General features: G+C 38.1%; 14 protein-coding genes. 6 read left to right on the top strand and 8 right to left on the bottom strand.

What is annotated here, in order from left to right; all coding sequences use genetic code 11:
• Positions 1-61 precede the first annotated feature (61 nt).
• The 6 genes from ACOVQ4_RS03145 to ACOVQ4_RS03170 all read right to left on the bottom strand — a co-directional run bounded on the left by ACOVQ4_RS03145 (position 62) and on the right by ACOVQ4_RS03170 (position 4724).
• On the bottom strand, positions 62-940 hold the full coding sequence (locus tag ACOVQ4_RS03145) for a pirin family protein (protein WP_421819204.1): 879 nt from the start codon (positions 938-940) through the stop codon (positions 62-64).
• A 210-nt stretch (positions 941-1150) separates the two neighbouring features.
• Positions 1151-1753 carry a Crp/Fnr family transcriptional regulator gene (locus ACOVQ4_RS03150; protein ID WP_421819205.1) on the bottom strand — a complete coding sequence of 201 codons (603 nt, stop codon included), beginning with the start codon at positions 1751-1753 and terminating at the stop codon, positions 1151-1153.
• A gap of 62 nt (positions 1754-1815) precedes the next feature.
• On the bottom strand, positions 1816-2601 hold the full coding sequence (locus ACOVQ4_RS03155; protein ID WP_421819206.1) for a hypothetical protein: 786 nt from the start codon (positions 2599-2601) through the stop codon (positions 1816-1818).
• 56 nt (positions 2602-2657) lie between these two features.
• The gene (locus ACOVQ4_RS03160; RefSeq protein WP_095166977.1) at positions 2658-2933 is read right to left on the bottom strand and encodes a hypothetical protein; all 276 of its coding nucleotides are present in this window, start codon (positions 2931-2933) and stop codon (positions 2658-2660) included.
• Between the two features lie 71 nt (positions 2934-3004).
• Positions 3005-3973, bottom strand: a complete 969-nt coding sequence (locus ACOVQ4_RS03165; RefSeq protein ID WP_421819207.1) for a YheT family hydrolase — start codon at positions 3971-3973, stop codon at positions 3005-3007.
• A 136-nt stretch (positions 3974-4109) separates the two neighbouring features.
• The gene (locus tag ACOVQ4_RS03170) at positions 4110-4724 is read right to left on the bottom strand and encodes an IMPACT family protein (RefSeq protein WP_095166981.1); all 615 of its coding nucleotides are present in this window, start codon (positions 4722-4724) and stop codon (positions 4110-4112) included.
• 230 nt (positions 4725-4954) lie between these two features.
• On the opposite strand from ACOVQ4_RS03170, the gene ACOVQ4_RS03175 reads away from it, so the two are divergent.
• The 3 genes from ACOVQ4_RS03175 to miaA all read left to right on the top strand — a co-directional run bounded on the left by ACOVQ4_RS03175 (position 4955) and on the right by miaA (position 10401).
• Entirely contained in the window at positions 4955-6532 is a 1578-nt protein-coding gene (locus tag ACOVQ4_RS03175; protein ID WP_421819208.1) for an NFACT RNA binding domain-containing protein, read from the top strand.
• A 644-nt stretch (positions 6533-7176) separates the two neighbouring features.
• Complete coding sequence (locus ACOVQ4_RS03180; RefSeq protein WP_421819209.1) at positions 7177-8850, top strand: sodium/sugar symporter; 1674 nt, start codon at positions 7177-7179, stop codon at positions 8848-8850.
• Between the two features lie 639 nt (positions 8851-9489).
• Entirely contained in the window at positions 9490-10401 is a 912-nt protein-coding gene (gene miaA / locus ACOVQ4_RS03185) for a tRNA (adenosine(37)-N6)-dimethylallyltransferase MiaA (RefSeq protein ID WP_421819210.1), read from the top strand.
• A gap of 305 nt (positions 10402-10706) precedes the next feature.
• On the opposite strand, the gene ACOVQ4_RS03190 is transcribed toward miaA, so the two are convergent.
• Entirely contained in the window at positions 10707-10940 is a 234-nt protein-coding gene (locus ACOVQ4_RS03190) for a hypothetical protein (RefSeq protein WP_421819211.1), read from the bottom strand.
• Between the two features lie 418 nt (positions 10941-11358).
• On the bottom strand, positions 11359-11799 hold the full coding sequence (locus ACOVQ4_RS03195; RefSeq protein ID WP_421819212.1) for a GNAT family N-acetyltransferase: 441 nt from the start codon (positions 11797-11799) through the stop codon (positions 11359-11361).
• Positions 11800-12104: 305 nt separating this feature from the next.
• Between ACOVQ4_RS03195 and ACOVQ4_RS03200 the strand changes: the two genes are divergently transcribed.
• From ACOVQ4_RS03200 to ACOVQ4_RS03210, 3 genes are all read left to right on the top strand, one after another.
• A complete protein-coding gene (locus ACOVQ4_RS03200) occupies positions 12105-13631 on the top strand; it encodes an aldehyde dehydrogenase family protein (RefSeq protein WP_421819213.1) in 1527 nt (508 codons plus the stop codon).
• A gap of 95 nt (positions 13632-13726) precedes the next feature.
• Positions 13727-14644 carry a DUF1338 domain-containing protein gene (locus tag ACOVQ4_RS03205; protein ID WP_283345245.1) on the top strand — a complete coding sequence of 306 codons (918 nt, stop codon included), beginning with the start codon at positions 13727-13729 and terminating at the stop codon, positions 14642-14644.
• A 250-nt stretch (positions 14645-14894) separates the two neighbouring features.
• Positions 14895-15950, top strand: coding sequence for a saccharopine dehydrogenase family protein (locus ACOVQ4_RS03210; protein WP_421819214.1), 1056 nt, complete (start codon positions 14895-14897; stop codon positions 15948-15950).
• Positions 15951-16431: the final 481 nt, after the last annotated feature.

Below are 16431 nucleotides of genomic sequence, written 5' to 3' on the forward strand. Positions count from 1 at the left end.
GCCTCTTTGCCTCTTTGCCTCTTTGCCTCTTTGCCTCTTTGCCTCTTTGCCTCTTTGCCTCTTACAATGTCATTGGTACATCCATCAACAGGATTTCTGCATCTTGTGTTAGGGCTTTCAAAGCAATAGATTTTGTATTCCAAATACCCAAGCCATCACGTTGATTAACGGTTTGACCATCGATTTCAAAATCACCTTTTAAGATAAAAGCATATACACCATTTCCTTGACGCTTGATGTCGTAGTTGGTGCTAGTGTCAGCATCAAAAGTTCCGATATGAAACCATGCATCCTGATGAATCCAAACACCCTCATCCTCTGGATTCGGAGATAAAACCTGTTGTAGGCGGTTGCGACGGTCGGCGATATCTAGGGTCATTTGGTCATAACGTGGCGTTACATTTTTCTTGTTAGGAAACACCCAAATTTGTAAAAACTTCGTTTCTTTATCGCTATTGCGGTTGTATTCGCTGTGATATACACCTGTACCTGCACTCATTACCTGAATATCTCCTTTTTTGATAACAGCCACATTGTTCATGCTGTCTTTGTGCTCAAGATCACCCTCTAATGGAATTGAGATAATTTCCATGTTGTCATGTGGGTGCGTACCAAAGCCACGACCTGCTGCCACTTGGTCGTCGTTCAATACACGCAATACCCCAAAATGCACTCTTTCAGGATTGTAATAATTTGCGAAACTAAAAGTATGGTGGCTTTTTAGCCATCCGTGATTGGCGTAGCCGCGAGTATCGGCTTTATGCAATATGGTATTTGCCATGATTTTTGTCTGAGGATTGGGTAAATGATTCAAACCGATTACTTCCAAAGGTAGCAATTCATCATTTTGATGATTGTTGAGCTCTTTTCCTAGAACTTTAGAACTCACAAACATGCCAGTTCCCAATATACCTTTCTTAAGAAATTCCTTGCGTTCCATCTTTGTAAATCGTTTTGTTAAATGAACAATACAAAGATGCACGAAGCGCAAGCCTCAAAACATTGAACTAGGACAAGAATTTAGGGATAATTTGAAAATTTGATAATTTGAAGATTTGGAAATGAAGTTAAATTTGAAGATGTGGTGATTTGAAGATTTGGAAATGACCTGTATTTTTTGCTTATAGCCTAATGCATAAGGCTTTACAGCCTAAAACTGTTTTGCCAATTTGGCGCGGACTTTACTGAGAAATTCGGCAGAAATACCCAAATACGAAGCAATATAATGCTGAGGAACTCTCTGAGGAATACTTGGATATCTTTTTAGAAAATCAAGGTACTTTTCTGTGGCAGGTTTGGCAATGGTATTGATTAATCTGTTTTGAGTAACAGACAAGTTACGTTGTACTAGTAAACGAAAAAAACGTTCAAATCTAGGTGCTTTTTCGAGAAGTGTTTCTTTGGTTTTGTGGTCAAGGTATAAAATCTCACAAGTTTCAAGTGTCTCGATAAAAATATTACTTGGAACTTGTTCGTGAAAACTTGCAATGTCGCTTACCCACCAGCCTTCCACGGCAAATTGTAAGATTACCTCAGCCCCTTTATCGTCTAAGTAATAGGTTCTTGCACAGCCTTTTACGATAAATGCTTCAATATCGCAAATATCCCCAGCCTTGAGAAGAAAGGTTTTTTTTGGTACTTTTTTAAAAGCCAATATGTCATTCAAAATGCTTAATTCTTCTGTTGAGAACGAAACATATTTGCTAATGGCTTGATGAATAATATCGTTGTATTGACTTGAGTAAGGTTGCATAGGATACGGAAATAATGGGGTGTCAGCGTTTCACAAAGATAGAATTATTTCTGATAGGAGATTTAAAATCCTTCAATCCTCCAAATACCAGCGGCATGAGTTTTATTTTTCTCACCAGCTGGAGTAATAGCAAGACAGGTAGTTTTTATCGTTAGGCTTTCTGTAAATTGAAAAGTATTTGCAACTCCTTCTCTTATTAAATAACTCTTTTGAAAGCTGTTTAAGCTCCAATCATTTTGTATGGTGAATTGCTTAATTTTAGACTCTTCAACGCCGAAACTAAACAAGTCTTTATATAGCCCTGCTTCTTCCCATTTGTCAGTTTGAGGATACAGGTCAGTAGTATTCGCCGCAGCATATCGTGGTGGTATTAAGAATTTCGATTGATAGGAAATAACATTATTAGATTGCCCGACAAAGTAGGTTTTAAACTCATCGTATTTTCCACAAATTAGAAAATAGGTATTTTTCCCCGTCCAAAGATTATAGTAGGCAAGTCTTATTATATCATCAAATAGTCTCTGAGGTTCTTCTGTGTTAATGTTAGAGGTATCTTTCTTGGCAAGTTTAAATTCGAACACTTCTTCGATGTCGGACAAACCAGCATCTATTTCATGCAAGTCTTTTTCATAAATAACTAAATCTATTTTCCTGCTTTTGAATAAAGGATGAAGTTTTTCTAGTGCCACACGTTCGATGTGAGTACCAAAGGCAGTAATGGTATCAGCAATGGGATAACGGAGACTTGCTTCGTGAATTAACTGTTCTCTACCAATTCGGAGTTGGTAGCCCATCCATAGACATATTGCATCCACGATGGCATTTTCGCGAGTGTTATTGATGATCATAATAGGGTAGAAATGAAGATTTCAAATAGAGTATCTGATTCACATTGAAAAGCTTCTTAGGCTTCTAGTTTATGTTTAGTAATGTCAAAATCTTCCTGACTCAGCTCATTGAGATGGTCACTGATAATAACACGCATCCATGGATTGTCCAAATGAGCGTCTATAAGTTCATAATAAGGTTTTGTTCCAACATATTGTTGAACAGCAAAGTCTAGTATCTTGGAAGGCTCTCCCGAACCTGTGTATAATAAGACAGCTATTTTACCAATCTTTCCGTTGGGTGACTTAAAATCAGTTTCATTGATTTTTAAGCCAGGAATATTATTATTCATAAGTAGATGTATTTTTCTTGTAAAAGTAAAGATATGTTTTGTATAATGCTAAACTATGTGTAATCAAATGATTATCTGTTATGGTTGTCCTTCACAAACTCCCAAGTCCTATAATCACCCCAGTAAATGCCATCTTGATTAGGTGCGTAAAAACCACAATGTCCGCCATGAGCAGGGTATTCACTGAAAAGATAATCTGACTTTTTAGCTCTATCCAAAATTGCACAACTTTCTGATAATACAGGGTCGTTAGCGGCATTTAGGATTAAAGAAGGAACCTTTATTTGGTCTACCACATGAATCGCACTACATGAATCATAATAATCAGCAGCATTTTTGAGACCGTGCAAAGGCGCAATATATTCTCCTGTAAACTCGTCTAATGTTTTGTATTTTTCAAATAATGAAAACCATTTTGGGTCAATCAACTCTGTTCTTTTTTGTAAAAAACGATGAAGTTTACTTTTAAAGCGATTCGCATAAAAGCCTTCAGCACCCATCGCATCCACGCTTCCTTGAATATCGGTAGGAACAGAGATAGCTACAACTGATTTAATTTCTTGAGCTATGTTTGCGCCTTGCTCTCCAGCATATTTTAAGGATATATTTCCACCTTTGCTATATCCCACCAAGGTAATTTGGGTATAGTGTTGCATCGCCAAACAATGATTGACCACGTATGCCAAATCTTGAGAATCGCCATGAGTAGTTAGGCGTTCCAAACGATTATTTTCACCACTCAGCCCTCTATGATTCCAGCAAACGGCATCCCAATGGTTTTGATTGAATAGTTTGGCTGCTCCCAAGATATAAGGTCGTGTAGAGTTGCCCAGAAACCCATGTGTAAAAATGACCAGCGATTTACTTGGGACAGTACTTTTACTCCAATCCAAATCCAAAAAATCCCCATCAGGCAATTCAATACGCTCACGTGTATAATGCACCCCCTCAACCTTACGAAGCGTAGAAGGGTAAATAGTCGAGAAATGTGGATTTTTCCAGATATGTTTTGCTTTGTAAGATGACTCGATTATGGGCATTTTGGGGATTGATGAGTTTTGAGTGCGGAGTGTTGAATTTAGTAATTGCTCATGTTTGAGGTTTTAGCCTTGAGCTATCGGCAGTCAGCATAAAAACTTACCCATTTGCTAATTACTCATGGCTGAAAGCTCTTCGTCAGACTGTCGCTATATGCTCAATCTCAATTGGTTCGATTTTTTCGAGTTTGCCAATGATTTGATTGGTCATATTTCTACGAAATTCTAGCTGTAAAGTACATTGATTATCAAAAAGTTGATTCTTGACTTTTAGCCCAAATTCTTTTACCACTTTCATGACATCATTCATTTGAACAAACTCAAAACGTACTTCGTAGATTTCATTAACCGTCTTTTCAATGATTTCTGCTTCAGCTAATGCTTCTTGAGTAGCGGTTTTATAGGCATTAATCAGACCCGGAACACCTAATAAAGTACCCCCAAAATAACGAACCACTACCACCAAAATATTTGTTATGTCTTTTGACAATAATACATTCAAAATAGGTTTTCCAGCCGAACCAGATGGTTCACCGTCGTCATTGACCCTAAAATTGGTTCGGTCTTGTCCCAAACGATAGGCATAGCAATGGTGTACTGCTTTGAAGTGCTCCTTTTTGAGTTGGTCCACTAAATCTTTTACCTCCGACTCGTCTTCAATAGGATAGGCATAGGCAAAAAATTTACTGCCTTTATCTTTAAAAAGCCCTTCAGCCGAGCCTGTAATGGTTTTGTAAGTATCTTCAAATAACATAAAATCTCATTTTTGATAGTTGCATGGCTTTTGATAGCGCTGTGCATAATATCCACAAATTTACTCAAGTAATTGGAGAAAATGATGCAAACAAGGATGATACGTGTTTGACTTCGTTGCTGAATAGTTGGGAGCTACAGCATAAAGGATAATTATGCGTAACTTTGTGTTTTGAGATTGAAACCCCATATCGTATCAAATATTCGATGGTACGATTAACAGATATTATAATGCAAACGAATTATTATTTTCTTCGACAGCTTTCGAAGCGATTGGAGGAGGAGTTGGTAGGTTTGGTATTTGCCGAATGTTTTTCGCAAGAAAAAGATGAATTAGTCTTAGGCTTTTGTACCGATGGAAAACAGTGGAGAAAAAAACGTGATTTTTATATAAAAGCTGTCTTGCATCCCGATTTTGCCTGCTTGAATTTTCCTGATGATTTTCGTCGTGCTGGGCGAAATTCGGTGGATTTGTTCAAAGAAATCAATGGTTTGAGGGTTGAGAGAATTCAACAATTCTTGAACGAAAGGGCTTTTGCGCTGTATTTTGAAAACAATTTTACCCTGTTATTCAAAATGTATGGCAATCGCTCGAATATTGTCTTGTTTGAAGGTGACGAGGTCTTGGATTTGTTTCATAACAAATTGGTAGTCGATAATAACCTATCTCTCCAAACGCTCGACCGTCCTCTCGACCAAAGTTTTGAGGCTTTTGTGGCGGCCAATGGACAGCTTAATGCCTTGTTTCCAACTTTTGGAAAAGAAATCGTCAAGCTAATTCAGGGAAAAATTAAGGCTTTGGAACATCCCTCGCTCGAAGAGCAATGGGCCATTATCCAAGAAATCCTTAAAGAGTTAGAAGCTTCTCAGTTTTATATCAAGACCATTGATTACCAGCCTGTGCTGTCGATGGTACAAGAGGGTGGCGAATTGGTGAAAACCTTGACAGACCCCATTTTAGCAAGTAATGAACTTTACTATTCTTTTGCTAAAATCAATGTTTTTGACAAAGAGAAAGGGCAATGTATTCGTCATTTGCAAAAGCAGATACTACGTACTCAAACTTATATTGATAAATCATATACCCAACTTTCGAGTTTGGAGGAGGATGTAAAGCACGAAGAAATTGCCAATATTATTATGGCCAACTTGCATGCGATTCCTGAGCGAACAGAAGTGATAGAATTATATGATTTTTATCGTGATAAGCCTATTAAAGTACGATTGAAACCAGATTTGACGCCTCAAAAAAATGCAGAAAACTATTATCGAAAAGCCAAAAATGAAAAGATAGAAATCCAAAAGTTGATGGAGAATATCGAGGCCAAAGAGGAGTTGATGCAAGAATTGCAGGGGCATATCAGCAAAGTGGAAGCAATCGAAAGTCTGCGAGAATTGCGAAAATACATTAAGAATAATGTTATTGAGCAAAATGATAAACAAGTGCTTACCGTGCAAGATTTATTCAAATATGTGAATTATCAAGGTTGGGAAATCTTAATCGGGAAAAATGCCAGAAATAACGATTTACTTACTCAAAGATATGCCCGCAAAGAAGACTTATGGCTTCACGCTCGTGATGTATCAGGTTCGCACGTGGTGATTCGTCGACAAGCAGGGAAGAAGTTTCCAGTAAATGTTATCGAAAAAGCAGCAGGTATTGCAGCCTATTATTCTAAGCGAAAAAATGATACACTTTGCCCAGTGATTGTCACGCCCAAAAAATATGTTCGCAAAACCAAAGACTTGCTTGAAGGTCAGGTGATTGTGGATAAAGAAGAGGTAGTTTTGATTGAGCCAAGTTTGTAATTACCCGTAGAGACGTAATACTTTAGGTCTCAGGCCGAGTCAAGCATAGCATATTAATAGCAACATGAGTCATCCCGAATTTTAAGATTGGGGTTATCCTCCAAGTTTTCATCAAAAAAGCGGTCGGAAAATATTTTCCGACCGCTTTTTTGATGCTCCCATACTGGATTTTACTCAGTATAAGACGCAATCATTGCGTCTCTACCAAGAGAATACAAATTTTAACATAATCACTCATTCGCTAAATCACTAAATCGCTAAATTGTTAGATGCAGTACAAAATATGACTTGGCTTAAGACGTAAAGTATTACGTCTCTACAAAAAATACAAAATGAGACATATTGTGCCTTGAATAAATTATTTTTTTTATCAAAAAGTTGCAATTGTTGTATAGGTTCAAGTATTTTTGTTTTTATAGAACAGTGTAGAACTGTGTAAGAGAATGTGCAATCATTTGAGCATCCAAAAAATTTGGATTATTCTTATAAAATCAGAATTAATTTCAAGTTTTTATGGCAATAGTAATATAAGTATTCAGTAAATAAATACATATTGCCTTGTTTGTTTTGCTATTAAAATTGTAACTTTCAGATTCAAAATTTAATTTATCCCTGATTATAAACTATTCAAATCAATTCAACCCATGCACAAAGGACTGGAACTTATTGATTATCTGGTGTTTCTCATTTATTTCGTGGTAGTGGCTGGCTATGGCTACTGGATTTATCAAAAGAAAAAATCAAAAGAAGCATCTTCTACAGATTTCTTCTTAGCTGAAGGTTCGCTTACTTGGTGGGCAATTGGAGCATCAATGATTGCTTCAAACATTTCGGCAGAACAGTTCATTGGAATGGCTGGTAACGGCTACAAAATGGGTTTGGCAATTTCGACGTATGAGTGGATGGCAGCTGCTACGCTTATTATCGTGGCGGTATTCTTTATGCCGATTTACTTGAAGAACAAAATTTTTACAATGCCACAATTCCTGAAACAGCGCTATAACTCTACCGTGAGTACGATTATGGCTGTTTTCTGGTTGATTTTATATGTTGTAGTAAACCTTACTTCTATCCTATATCTTGGTGCATTGGCGGTTTCGACTATCTCAGGTCTTGACTTTACCTTGTGTATGTGGGGATTAGCCATTTTTGCGGTAATCATCACTTTGGGTGGTATGAAAGTAATTGGTTTTACAGACGTAATTCAGGTATTCTTCTTGATTTTGGGTGGTTTGTGTACTACGTACTTGGCTTTGACTTTGGTGTCAGATCAGTTTGGTTCACAAGGTGCAATGGAAGGTTTAAGCCATATTTTCAATAAGGCAGATGACCATTTCCACATGATTTTGAAAAGAGATAATCCAAACTTTACTTCTTTGCCAGGTTTGACCGTATTGGTAGGTGGTATGTGGATTGTAAACTTGAACTATTGGGGATGTAACCAGTATATTACACAGCGTGCTTTGGGTGCTTCGTTACCAGTAGCTCGTGAAGGTTTGTTGTTTGCAGGTTTCTTAAAATTATTGATGCCAATCATCGTAGTATTGCCGGGTATTGCGGCTTACGTATTGCACGCAAACGGTATGTTCCAACAAGAAATGCTTGGCGCAGATGGTACAGTAAATGCTGACCACGCTTACCCAGTATTATTGAACTTGTTGACGCCAGGTTTGAAAGGTCTATCTTTTGCAGCCTTGACAGCGGCTATCGTAGCATCTTTGGCTGGTAAAGCAAACTCTATCTCGACGATTTTTACCCTAGATATTTATCAAAAATTCTTTAAAAAGGATGCTTCAGAAGAACAATTGGTAAAAACAGGTCGTATTGTAATTGTGGTAGCAATGGTACTGGCAATTTTGATTTCTCCATATTTGGGTATCGATAAAAAAGGTGGTTTTGACTTTATCCAAGAAATGACGGGTTATGTATCTCCAGGTATCTTTGCTGTATTCTTGTTAGGTTTCTTCTGGAAACGTGCCAACTCGGCCGGTGCGATGGCAGCAACGATTGGTTCAGTAGTCATTTCATTGATTTTGAAAGATTTGCCAGAAATGACTGGTATGTATGATACTGTGTTTTATTCATCATTCTTAGATGGCGAAGGACACCATATTATTCCATTCCTTGACCGTATGGGATTAACATTCTTAATCTGTGTGTTGATGATGGTAGTATTAGGTTTGGCAGATTCATCAACCAAGAGCGGTGAAAAAGCCTTGCAGATTGATGCTTCTATGTTCAAAACAAACACAGCATTTGCGGTTGGTGCAACGGTAATTGTCGGTATTCTTGTGGTTCTTTACACAGTATTCTGGTAGTTATGAAGCATGAATGCTGAATTAGATTTAAGTTATGTGTTTTAGGAAACAGGTAACAGGCACAAGGCAAAGAGTGTTAACATGTTTTTTAGTAAGGCTAGATATGTTTTTGCCGAATGCCCATACCTGAAAGCCGAAAGCCGAAAAATTAAATTTTATTTTGCGGACTAACTTAAGTAATTGTGCAGAATTAGATTTAAGTTATGTGTTTAGGCAATAGGCACAAGGCAAAGAGTGTTAACATGTTTTTTAGTAAGGCTAGATATGTTTTTGCCGAATGCTCATACCTGAAAGCCGAAAGCACAAAAATTAAATTTTATTTTGCGGACTAACTTATGTAAAAATAACCTAGATACAATCTTGCAGGATTAGGTTTGATAGATTGATGAGATAAATTATTCGTAATCAAAACGTATCAATTCTATTCAAGCAATCCCGATTTTACTAGAATGATTCTCATAATTTTATCAAAAAGCGGTCGAAAATTATTTTTTCGACCGCTTTTTGGTTTTATAATGCTTGATATAGCATGGTTGAAGACGTAAAATGTGTTACGTTTCTTCAACAAGAATAAAAATTTAAAATAATCACTCATTCTCTCAATCGTAAATCACTAAATGTTTTGTGTAAATTTGTAGTATGTCAAATTCGTCAAAATACTTAATTATCATTGCTGGTCCAACCGCCGTTGGCAAAACAGACTTATGTGTCAAGCTTGCCAAATACTTCGATACAGAAGTGGTTTCGGCAGATTCTCGTCAGTTTTATCAAGAATTGGCAATTGGTACAGCCAAGCCTACGGCTGAGGAAATGCAAGGAGTAAAACACCACTTTATCGACTCTCATAGCATTGCTGATTATTACTCCGTAGGCGACTACGAACGTGATTGTTTGGCAGTGTTAGACGAAATATTTACGCGTAAAGATGTAGCCATTTTGACAGGTGGGTCGGGGATGTTTATCAAAATCGTAACCGATGGACTCGACGAAATGCCCGAAGCAGATTTGGAGCTACGTGAGTCCTTAATGGCACGTTTGGAAACCGAAGGACTGGATAGTTTGACCACTCAACTCCGAGAACTTGACCCCGTTTATTTTGAAGAAGTAGATCAACAGAATCCACAACGAATTGTGAGAGCTTTGGAAGTTTGCTTGGCTACGGGACAGCCTTTTTCGGCTTTTCGGAAAAAACAAAAAAAGGAAAGACCCTTTGAATGCATTAAAATTGCTCTTGAACGACCACGGGAAGAATTATACGCTCGTATTGACTTAAGAATGGATTTGATGTTGGCCCAAGGACTAGAGGAGGAGGCAAGAAGCGCATTACCATTCCGAGAACACTATGCCTTAAAAACAGTGGGCTATAAAGAAATATATGAGCATTGGGATGGACAATATGACCGAGAGGAAATGGTGCGTTTGCTTAAAAGAAATACTCGTCGTTATGCTAAGCGCCAATTGACTTGGTTTCGTAATCAAGATGATTTCCAATGGTTTGACCCAAAACAGGAGGACGAGATTGTGAAATATATAGAAGGATTTAAGCTGTAAAAGGAGGTTATTAGTTAATAGTATATTAGTTATCAGAGGCATTAATTAATGAACACAAATTAGGTTGAAACCCAAGACCCGAATGCCGAAAGCTCAAAGCCATCATAACAAATGTAGCGGCCTCTATGAGAAGTCGCTACAAAAGAATCCTTAAACCAAAACTAAATTTAAAATCTTAAGCCCCCAAACATTCAAATAGGTTCGAATATGGGCGCAATATCTTGACGAAAAGCCATAGCGATTTTGGTGAAATAGGGTATTTACACCAAAGCAATAAGACTTATCTAAAATCTTCTTTATAAAAATTAACCTTTATTTTGTTGTAACATAGCGCCTAGGATAGTAGCTCCCATAGCTACGAGTTTACTTTTTTCTTTCAGCTTGGCAACAGAAAGGCTAGGCTTTGTTTTTGATTCTTTGGCGACCTTTTTTTCAGTCTTTTTAGGTGCCAAAAGATTGTGTGGAAATCCAATAGCTAACGACTCGAAATTAACCGAAGTTGCAATTACAAAAGAGGTCAATACTATGAGCTTTTTCATGTGACTTGTAAGTTTTTTTGTGCTTTGAATCGTTAGTCGCTCAAGGCGATTTTTAATTACAATTCAAAGTTATAGGTTTTGTATAGTATTATGCAATACATAGTACTGTTTTTATTCCAGAAAACAGGATGAATGGTAATCTGTTTGGATGAGTGGTTAGCTTATTTATCCATAAGATGCAGCTTGATAGAGGAAAGTTGCAGGGCGGTTGAAATATTTTTTCAAGTATTTTTAAAAAAGAAGCAGATTGATAGTTTGTGTCTTGATTATCAGTTGTTTGCATTGGCTGAAAGGCAAATCGTTTTAAAATATTTTTTAATAATCAAAGATATATTTTTGCCCAAAGACCATGGCTGAGAGCCGAAAGCTCAATAATTAAGTTTTACTTTGCCCACTAACTTATCATTAAAATACCGCTTCATAAAAACTTCTGTAATAAAATTCGACTTTGCTCGATGGGCTCACGTTTTTCAAAATCTATTATATGAAAACCATTAGAAATACCAAAAATCTGCATGGCTTTCAAATAGTTTCTAGTTTTGAAGATAATGCTCGAATACCCTTCTTTTTTGGCCCAATCTTCCATTTGATCTGCTAAATTCTTGGCAATTTTTTGTTTTCGATAGGCTGGCAAAACAGCACCCATCCAACTGTAAAATGAACCATCATTCGTCTTTTGATAGCCAGCTTTGAAGCCAACAGGTATGTCTTCGTCATAAGCCACAAGGATGAGGTGTTTGGGCGAATGCTCAAAACGTTCTTGGTAAACATCCTTGGCATACAGATTTTCAAACTCAGGGATAGCCGCGGATACGCTTAAAATGTCTTCTACGGTTCCGTGTCGATAAGATATTTGCATATTTTTTTTAATTTTTTTTCGTGCTACAAAGATAATTTTCATCTGAGTTAAATACCATACTTCCAAATTTTAGGATAGCCTAAAATTTTTTAGACTTAGAAAAGTAATATTTTTCTACTTTTGTTGCGTATATCATTTAGCGTTCAATCTGGTTAAAAATGTTTGGAAATTTGAATAATAGCCCCTAGATTTCGAAAAATTCAATTCAACGACATTCCTGTCAATCATTTGACAATCTTTATTATATCCTAATGAAAAATTGGGGCTGAATGCTATTGCCCTTTTACAACAAACTATTGTAAACTATGCATGAATTACTCAAGTCGCTGGGTATTGCCCAGTTGAATCACGGTACAAGCACAGGACTCAAATCATGGTCGTCGGGCGATACAGTGATTGATTCTTTTTCACCTGTTGATGCCGAACTGATAGCCCAAGTATATCAGACTACTCAAGAAGACTATGAGTTGGTTTTGAGCAAAGCACAAAATGCCGCTATTGAATGGCGTAATATCCCAGCCCCAAAGCGTGGCGAAATTGTACGCCAAATGGGAGAGGCTTTTCGCAAGCACAAAGAAAATTTGGGGAAATTAGTTTCTTACGAGATGGGCAAAAGTCTTCAAGAAGGCTTGGGCGAAGTTCAAGAAATTATCGACATCTGCGATTTTGCCGTTGGACTTTCTCGTCAGTTGTATGGGCTGACCATGCATTCCGAGCGCCCCTCACATCGTATGTATGAGCAATGGCATCCACTTGGGATTGTAGGAATTATCTCTGCTTTTAACTTCCCTGTAGCTGTTTGGTCATGGAATGCCATGTTGGCATGGGTTTGTGGCAATGTTTGTATTTGGAAACCTTCTGAAAAAACGCCTCTGACTGCTATCGCTTGTCAGCATATTATTTCGGAGGTATTACGTCAAAATCATCTTCCTGAAGGATTATCTTCGATTATTACAGGCAAGGCTCAGGTAGGAGATTGGTTGGTTTCGGACAAACGTGTAGCCTTGATTTCAGCAACAGGCTCTACTCGCATGGGGCGTGCTGTGGGAACTAAAGTGGCGGAACGTTTTGGCAAATGTCTTCTGGAGTTAGGCGGAAATAATGCCATTATCATTACCGAAAATGCTGATTTAAACATTGCAATTCCTGCTGTGGTATTTGGTGCTGTGGGTACCGCTGGACAGCGTTGTACAAGCACACGTCGTTTGATTATTCATGATTCTATTTATCAACAAGTAAAAGAACGATTGGTTAAAGCTTATGCCCAATTACGAATTGGAAATCCACTTGATGCTAACAATCACGTAGGCCCGCTGATTGATAAAGATGCTGTGAAAGCCTATTTGTCTGCCGCGGTGCAAGTCGTAGAACAAGGCGGAAAAATGCTCATCGATGCAGAGGTTTTGGAAGGTGCAGGCTTTGAATCAGAGTGTTATGTGCGTCCATGTATCGCCGAGGCCAAACCCGATTTTGCTATAGTGCAGCACGAAACATTTGCGCCTATTCTCTACTTATTATCGTACAGCACTATAGATGAGGCTATTGCGATTCAGAACAATGTACCACAAGGACTTTCATCAGCCATTTTTACCCTAAATCTTCGTGAGGCCGAACAATTTCTTTCAGCTAATGGCTCAGATTGTGGTATTGCCAATGTCAATATTGGTACGTCAGGCGCAGAGATTGGAGGGGCTTTTGGTGGTGAAAAAGAAACAGGTGGAGGAAGAGAATCAGGCTCGGATGCATGGAAATCCTATATGCGCCGCCAAACCAATACCATTAACTATGGCACAACTTTGCCTTTGGCACAAGGAATAAAATTTGATTTTTAAATGGGAAAGTATTGGATAAAAACAGGCGAAACTCTTTCTAGTCTTTTTCCAATATTTGATAACAAACTAATAAACTATTAACTAATTAAGCATTTATGAAAAATCAAGAAGCGATAACCCAATCTTTGATGGAACAGCTTTGGCAAAATTACTGCCAACGGGTAAGTTATGCGCATGCGTATGCCGACATGGTTTTGGCAAAAGGTGGTCAGGTAGTAAATGACCACTGTGCATTCCGTACATTTAATACTTTTACAGGAGAGCAAAAAGCAGGAATTGTAGCTATTTCAGAAGTATTAGAAAGTTTGGGTTATGTAAAAATTGCACCCTATTCTTTTCCTTCAAAACATTTGAATTCATTTCATTATCAACATCCAACCAATATCAATTTTCCGAAATTCTTTGTTACCCAGCTTGAAGTAGCAGAATTGCCATCAGATACCCAAGCACTGATTAATGAGGCAGTTGCTTCTGGCGAAGATGCTCTTGCTGGAGAAGCACGGAACTATCTGGCTGAACTTGCCGAAAGCAAAGAGTTATCCGATGACAAAGCTGAAGTTTTGGTGGCGGCATTAGTTAAATTCTTTGGTCGTCCTTGGAAGCCAGCCAAAAGAAGCACCATTCTCGAGGTAAATAAAGTATCTCAGTTTGCAGCGTGGACTTTGTTGCACGGCAATTCGGTAAACCACTTTACGGCTTATATCAATTATCAAAAAGTAGAAGGATGGGATGATATTGAGTCAACCATGAAAGCGCTGGAAGATGCAGGTATCCCAATCAAACCTGCTATTGAAGGTGCTAAGGGAAGCAAACTTCGTCAGAGTTCGACCCAAGCAGTTGACGAACTTTGTCCTGTGATAGAAGAGGATGGAAGCGAAGGGCAATTGCAATGGTCGTATGCGTACTACGAATTAGCTGAGCGTAACTATATCGAACAAGATGGTCAACAAGTTTGGTTTGACGGCTTTTTGGGAGAACAGGCTACGAATCTTTTTGAGATGACGAAGAGATAGTTTTTTAGGCATTAGGGGAGAGGGGTTAGGGGAGAGTTTTTTATTTAGGGAACAGGTACAAAGTGGTTTAGGCATTAGGGTAGAGGGGTCAGGGGATAGTAGAGGCGCAATGCTTTTCGTCTTGATTTCCTTGATAAAAGTGTTAGTAATCTAAAATTTACATTCACAATTCATCATTCACAACTCATCACTAATCCCACTAACCCCTCTTTGCCTTTCCCCTGATCCCTCTTTTAAACATTAATTTATTATGAAAAAAATACTTGTAATTGGAATGGGAAAAGTGGGCTCCTTGGTAGGGGTTTTACTTTCCAAAAGATTTGAGGTGACTGGTCTCGATAAAAATAGTCCAGCTACAGAAGTTGGTTTTCCAACACTCAAAGGGGATGTGACAGACCGTGCATTGCTCGAAAAATTGATACCAGATTTTGATGCAGTGGTATCTTGTATGCCTTACAATCTGAATTTGGCCATAGCCGAAACTGCCTATCAGACTGGCAAACATTATTTTGACTTGACCGAGGATGTTCCTACTACAACTGCTATTCGTGAAATGGCAGCCCGTGGAAGTCGTGCAGTGTTGGCACCGCAGTGCGGTTTGGCGCCTGGTTTTATCGGAATTGTCGGGGCAGACTTAGCCAATCGCTTTACTCGTTTGAGAGATATTGAGCTACGAGTTGGTGCTTTGCCCAAATATCCTAATGGCTTATTGGGTTATTCGTTTACTTGGTCGCCTGCTGGCGTAATCAATGAGTATATCAATGACTGTGAGGTAATTCATAATGGTAAAGTCAAGCTTGTGCCTGCGCTCGATGGCCTCGAAACCATCAATATCGAAGGTATGGAATTTGAAGCTTTCAGTACTTCGGGTGGTTTGGGAACGATGTGCGAAACTTATGAAGGGAAGGTAGACACGCTTAATTACAAAACCATTCGCTATCCTGGGCATGGTAAGTTGATGCGTTTTTTATTGTATGAATTAATCTTGAAAGACCGTCGTGAGTTGATAGAAGAAATTCTTACAGAAGCAAAACCTCCTGTTCAGGAAGATGTGGTATATGTTTATGCCGTAGTGGAAGGCTGGAAAAACGACCGCATCGAGCGTGAAGAGTTTTATCGTGCCTATTCACCAATCAAGATTGATGGGAAACATTGGCGAGCGATTTCATGGACTACAGCAGCTTCGATTGTGGCGGTAGTAGAATTGGTAGCAGATGGCAAACTCCCACAAACAGGTTTTATCAAACAAGAAGATATATCTTTAGCGGACTTGCTAGCTACAACCACTGGGCAGTATTTTAGCTAAGTATGAAATGTGAAGCTAGGGGGAATCTCTAAGTTTAAAAAAGGGGCAGAAAATACTTTCTGCCCCCTTTTTGATATTACTATGCTAGATATGACTCGGCTTAAGACGCAATCATTGCGTCTCTACTGTTAAGATACAATCAATTCACTTAAGTCACATGACCAAATTCTTCAATACGAGATCTACATTTTAAGAATTTTTAACAAACAGTGCAACCCTTCTTTTTACCTTCCTGTCAATATCATTGAATTCAACAATCCCATGTATCTATGATTAAGTATTTCGTAAATTTTTATTCATAGATAAGTAATCGTGCAGAATAAGATTTAATTTATGAGTTTAGGCAATAGGCACTAGGCAAAGAGTGTTAAAATGTTTTTTAATAACCACAGCCATGCTTTTTTCCAAAGCCCACCGCCGAAAGCTGATACCTGAAAGCCCATAGCACAATCTTAATTTTTATTTTGTACTAATATTTATA

Source organism: Flectobacillus sp. (assembly GCF_049240685.1).
In the GTDB taxonomy this organism is placed as follows: domain Bacteria; phylum Bacteroidota; class Bacteroidia; order Cytophagales; family Spirosomataceae; genus Flectobacillus.

Bases quoted from the DNA above. Each gene is read 5' to 3' on its own strand.
- ACOVQ4_RS03190 (WP_421819211.1), bottom strand. From the start codon at position 10,940: ATGAAAAAGCTCATAGTATTGACCTCTTTTGTAATTGCAACTTCGGTT.
- ACOVQ4_RS03155 (WP_421819206.1), bottom strand. From the start codon at position 2,601: ATGATCATCAATAACACTCGCGAAAATGCCATCGTGGATGCAATATGT.
- ACOVQ4_RS03150 (WP_421819205.1), bottom strand. From the start codon at position 1,753: ATGCAACCTTACTCAAGTCAATACAACGATATTATTCATCAAGCCATT.
- ACOVQ4_RS03170 (WP_095166981.1), bottom strand. From the start codon at position 4,724: ATGTTATTTGAAGATACTTACAAAACCATTACAGGCTCGGCTGAAGGG.
- ACOVQ4_RS03210 (WP_421819214.1), top strand. From the start codon at position 14,895: ATGAAAAAAATACTTGTAATTGGAATGGGAAAAGTGGGCTCCTTGGTA.
- ACOVQ4_RS03145 (WP_421819204.1), bottom strand. From the start codon at position 940: ATGGAACGCAAGGAATTTCTTAAGAAAGGTATATTGGGAACTGGCATG.
- ACOVQ4_RS03175 (WP_421819208.1), top strand. From the start codon at position 4,955: ATGCAAACGAATTATTATTTTCTTCGACAGCTTTCGAAGCGATTGGAG.
- ACOVQ4_RS03195 (WP_421819212.1), bottom strand. From the start codon at position 11,799: ATGCAAATATCTTATCGACACGGAACCGTAGAAGACATTTTAAGCGTA.
- ACOVQ4_RS03200 (WP_421819213.1), top strand. From the start codon at position 12,105: ATGCATGAATTACTCAAGTCGCTGGGTATTGCCCAGTTGAATCACGGT.
- ACOVQ4_RS03165 (WP_421819207.1), bottom strand. From the start codon at position 3,973: ATGCCCATAATCGAGTCATCTTACAAAGCAAAACATATCTGGAAAAAT.
- ACOVQ4_RS03160 (WP_095166977.1), bottom strand. From the start codon at position 2,933: ATGAATAATAATATTCCTGGCTTAAAAATCAATGAAACTGATTTTAAG.
- ACOVQ4_RS03180 (WP_421819209.1), top strand. From the start codon at position 7,177: ATGCACAAAGGACTGGAACTTATTGATTATCTGGTGTTTCTCATTTAT.
- ACOVQ4_RS03205 (WP_283345245.1), top strand. From the start codon at position 13,727: ATGAAAAATCAAGAAGCGATAACCCAATCTTTGATGGAACAGCTTTGG.
- miaA (WP_421819210.1), top strand. From the start codon at position 9,490: ATGTCAAATTCGTCAAAATACTTAATTATCATTGCTGGTCCAACCGCC.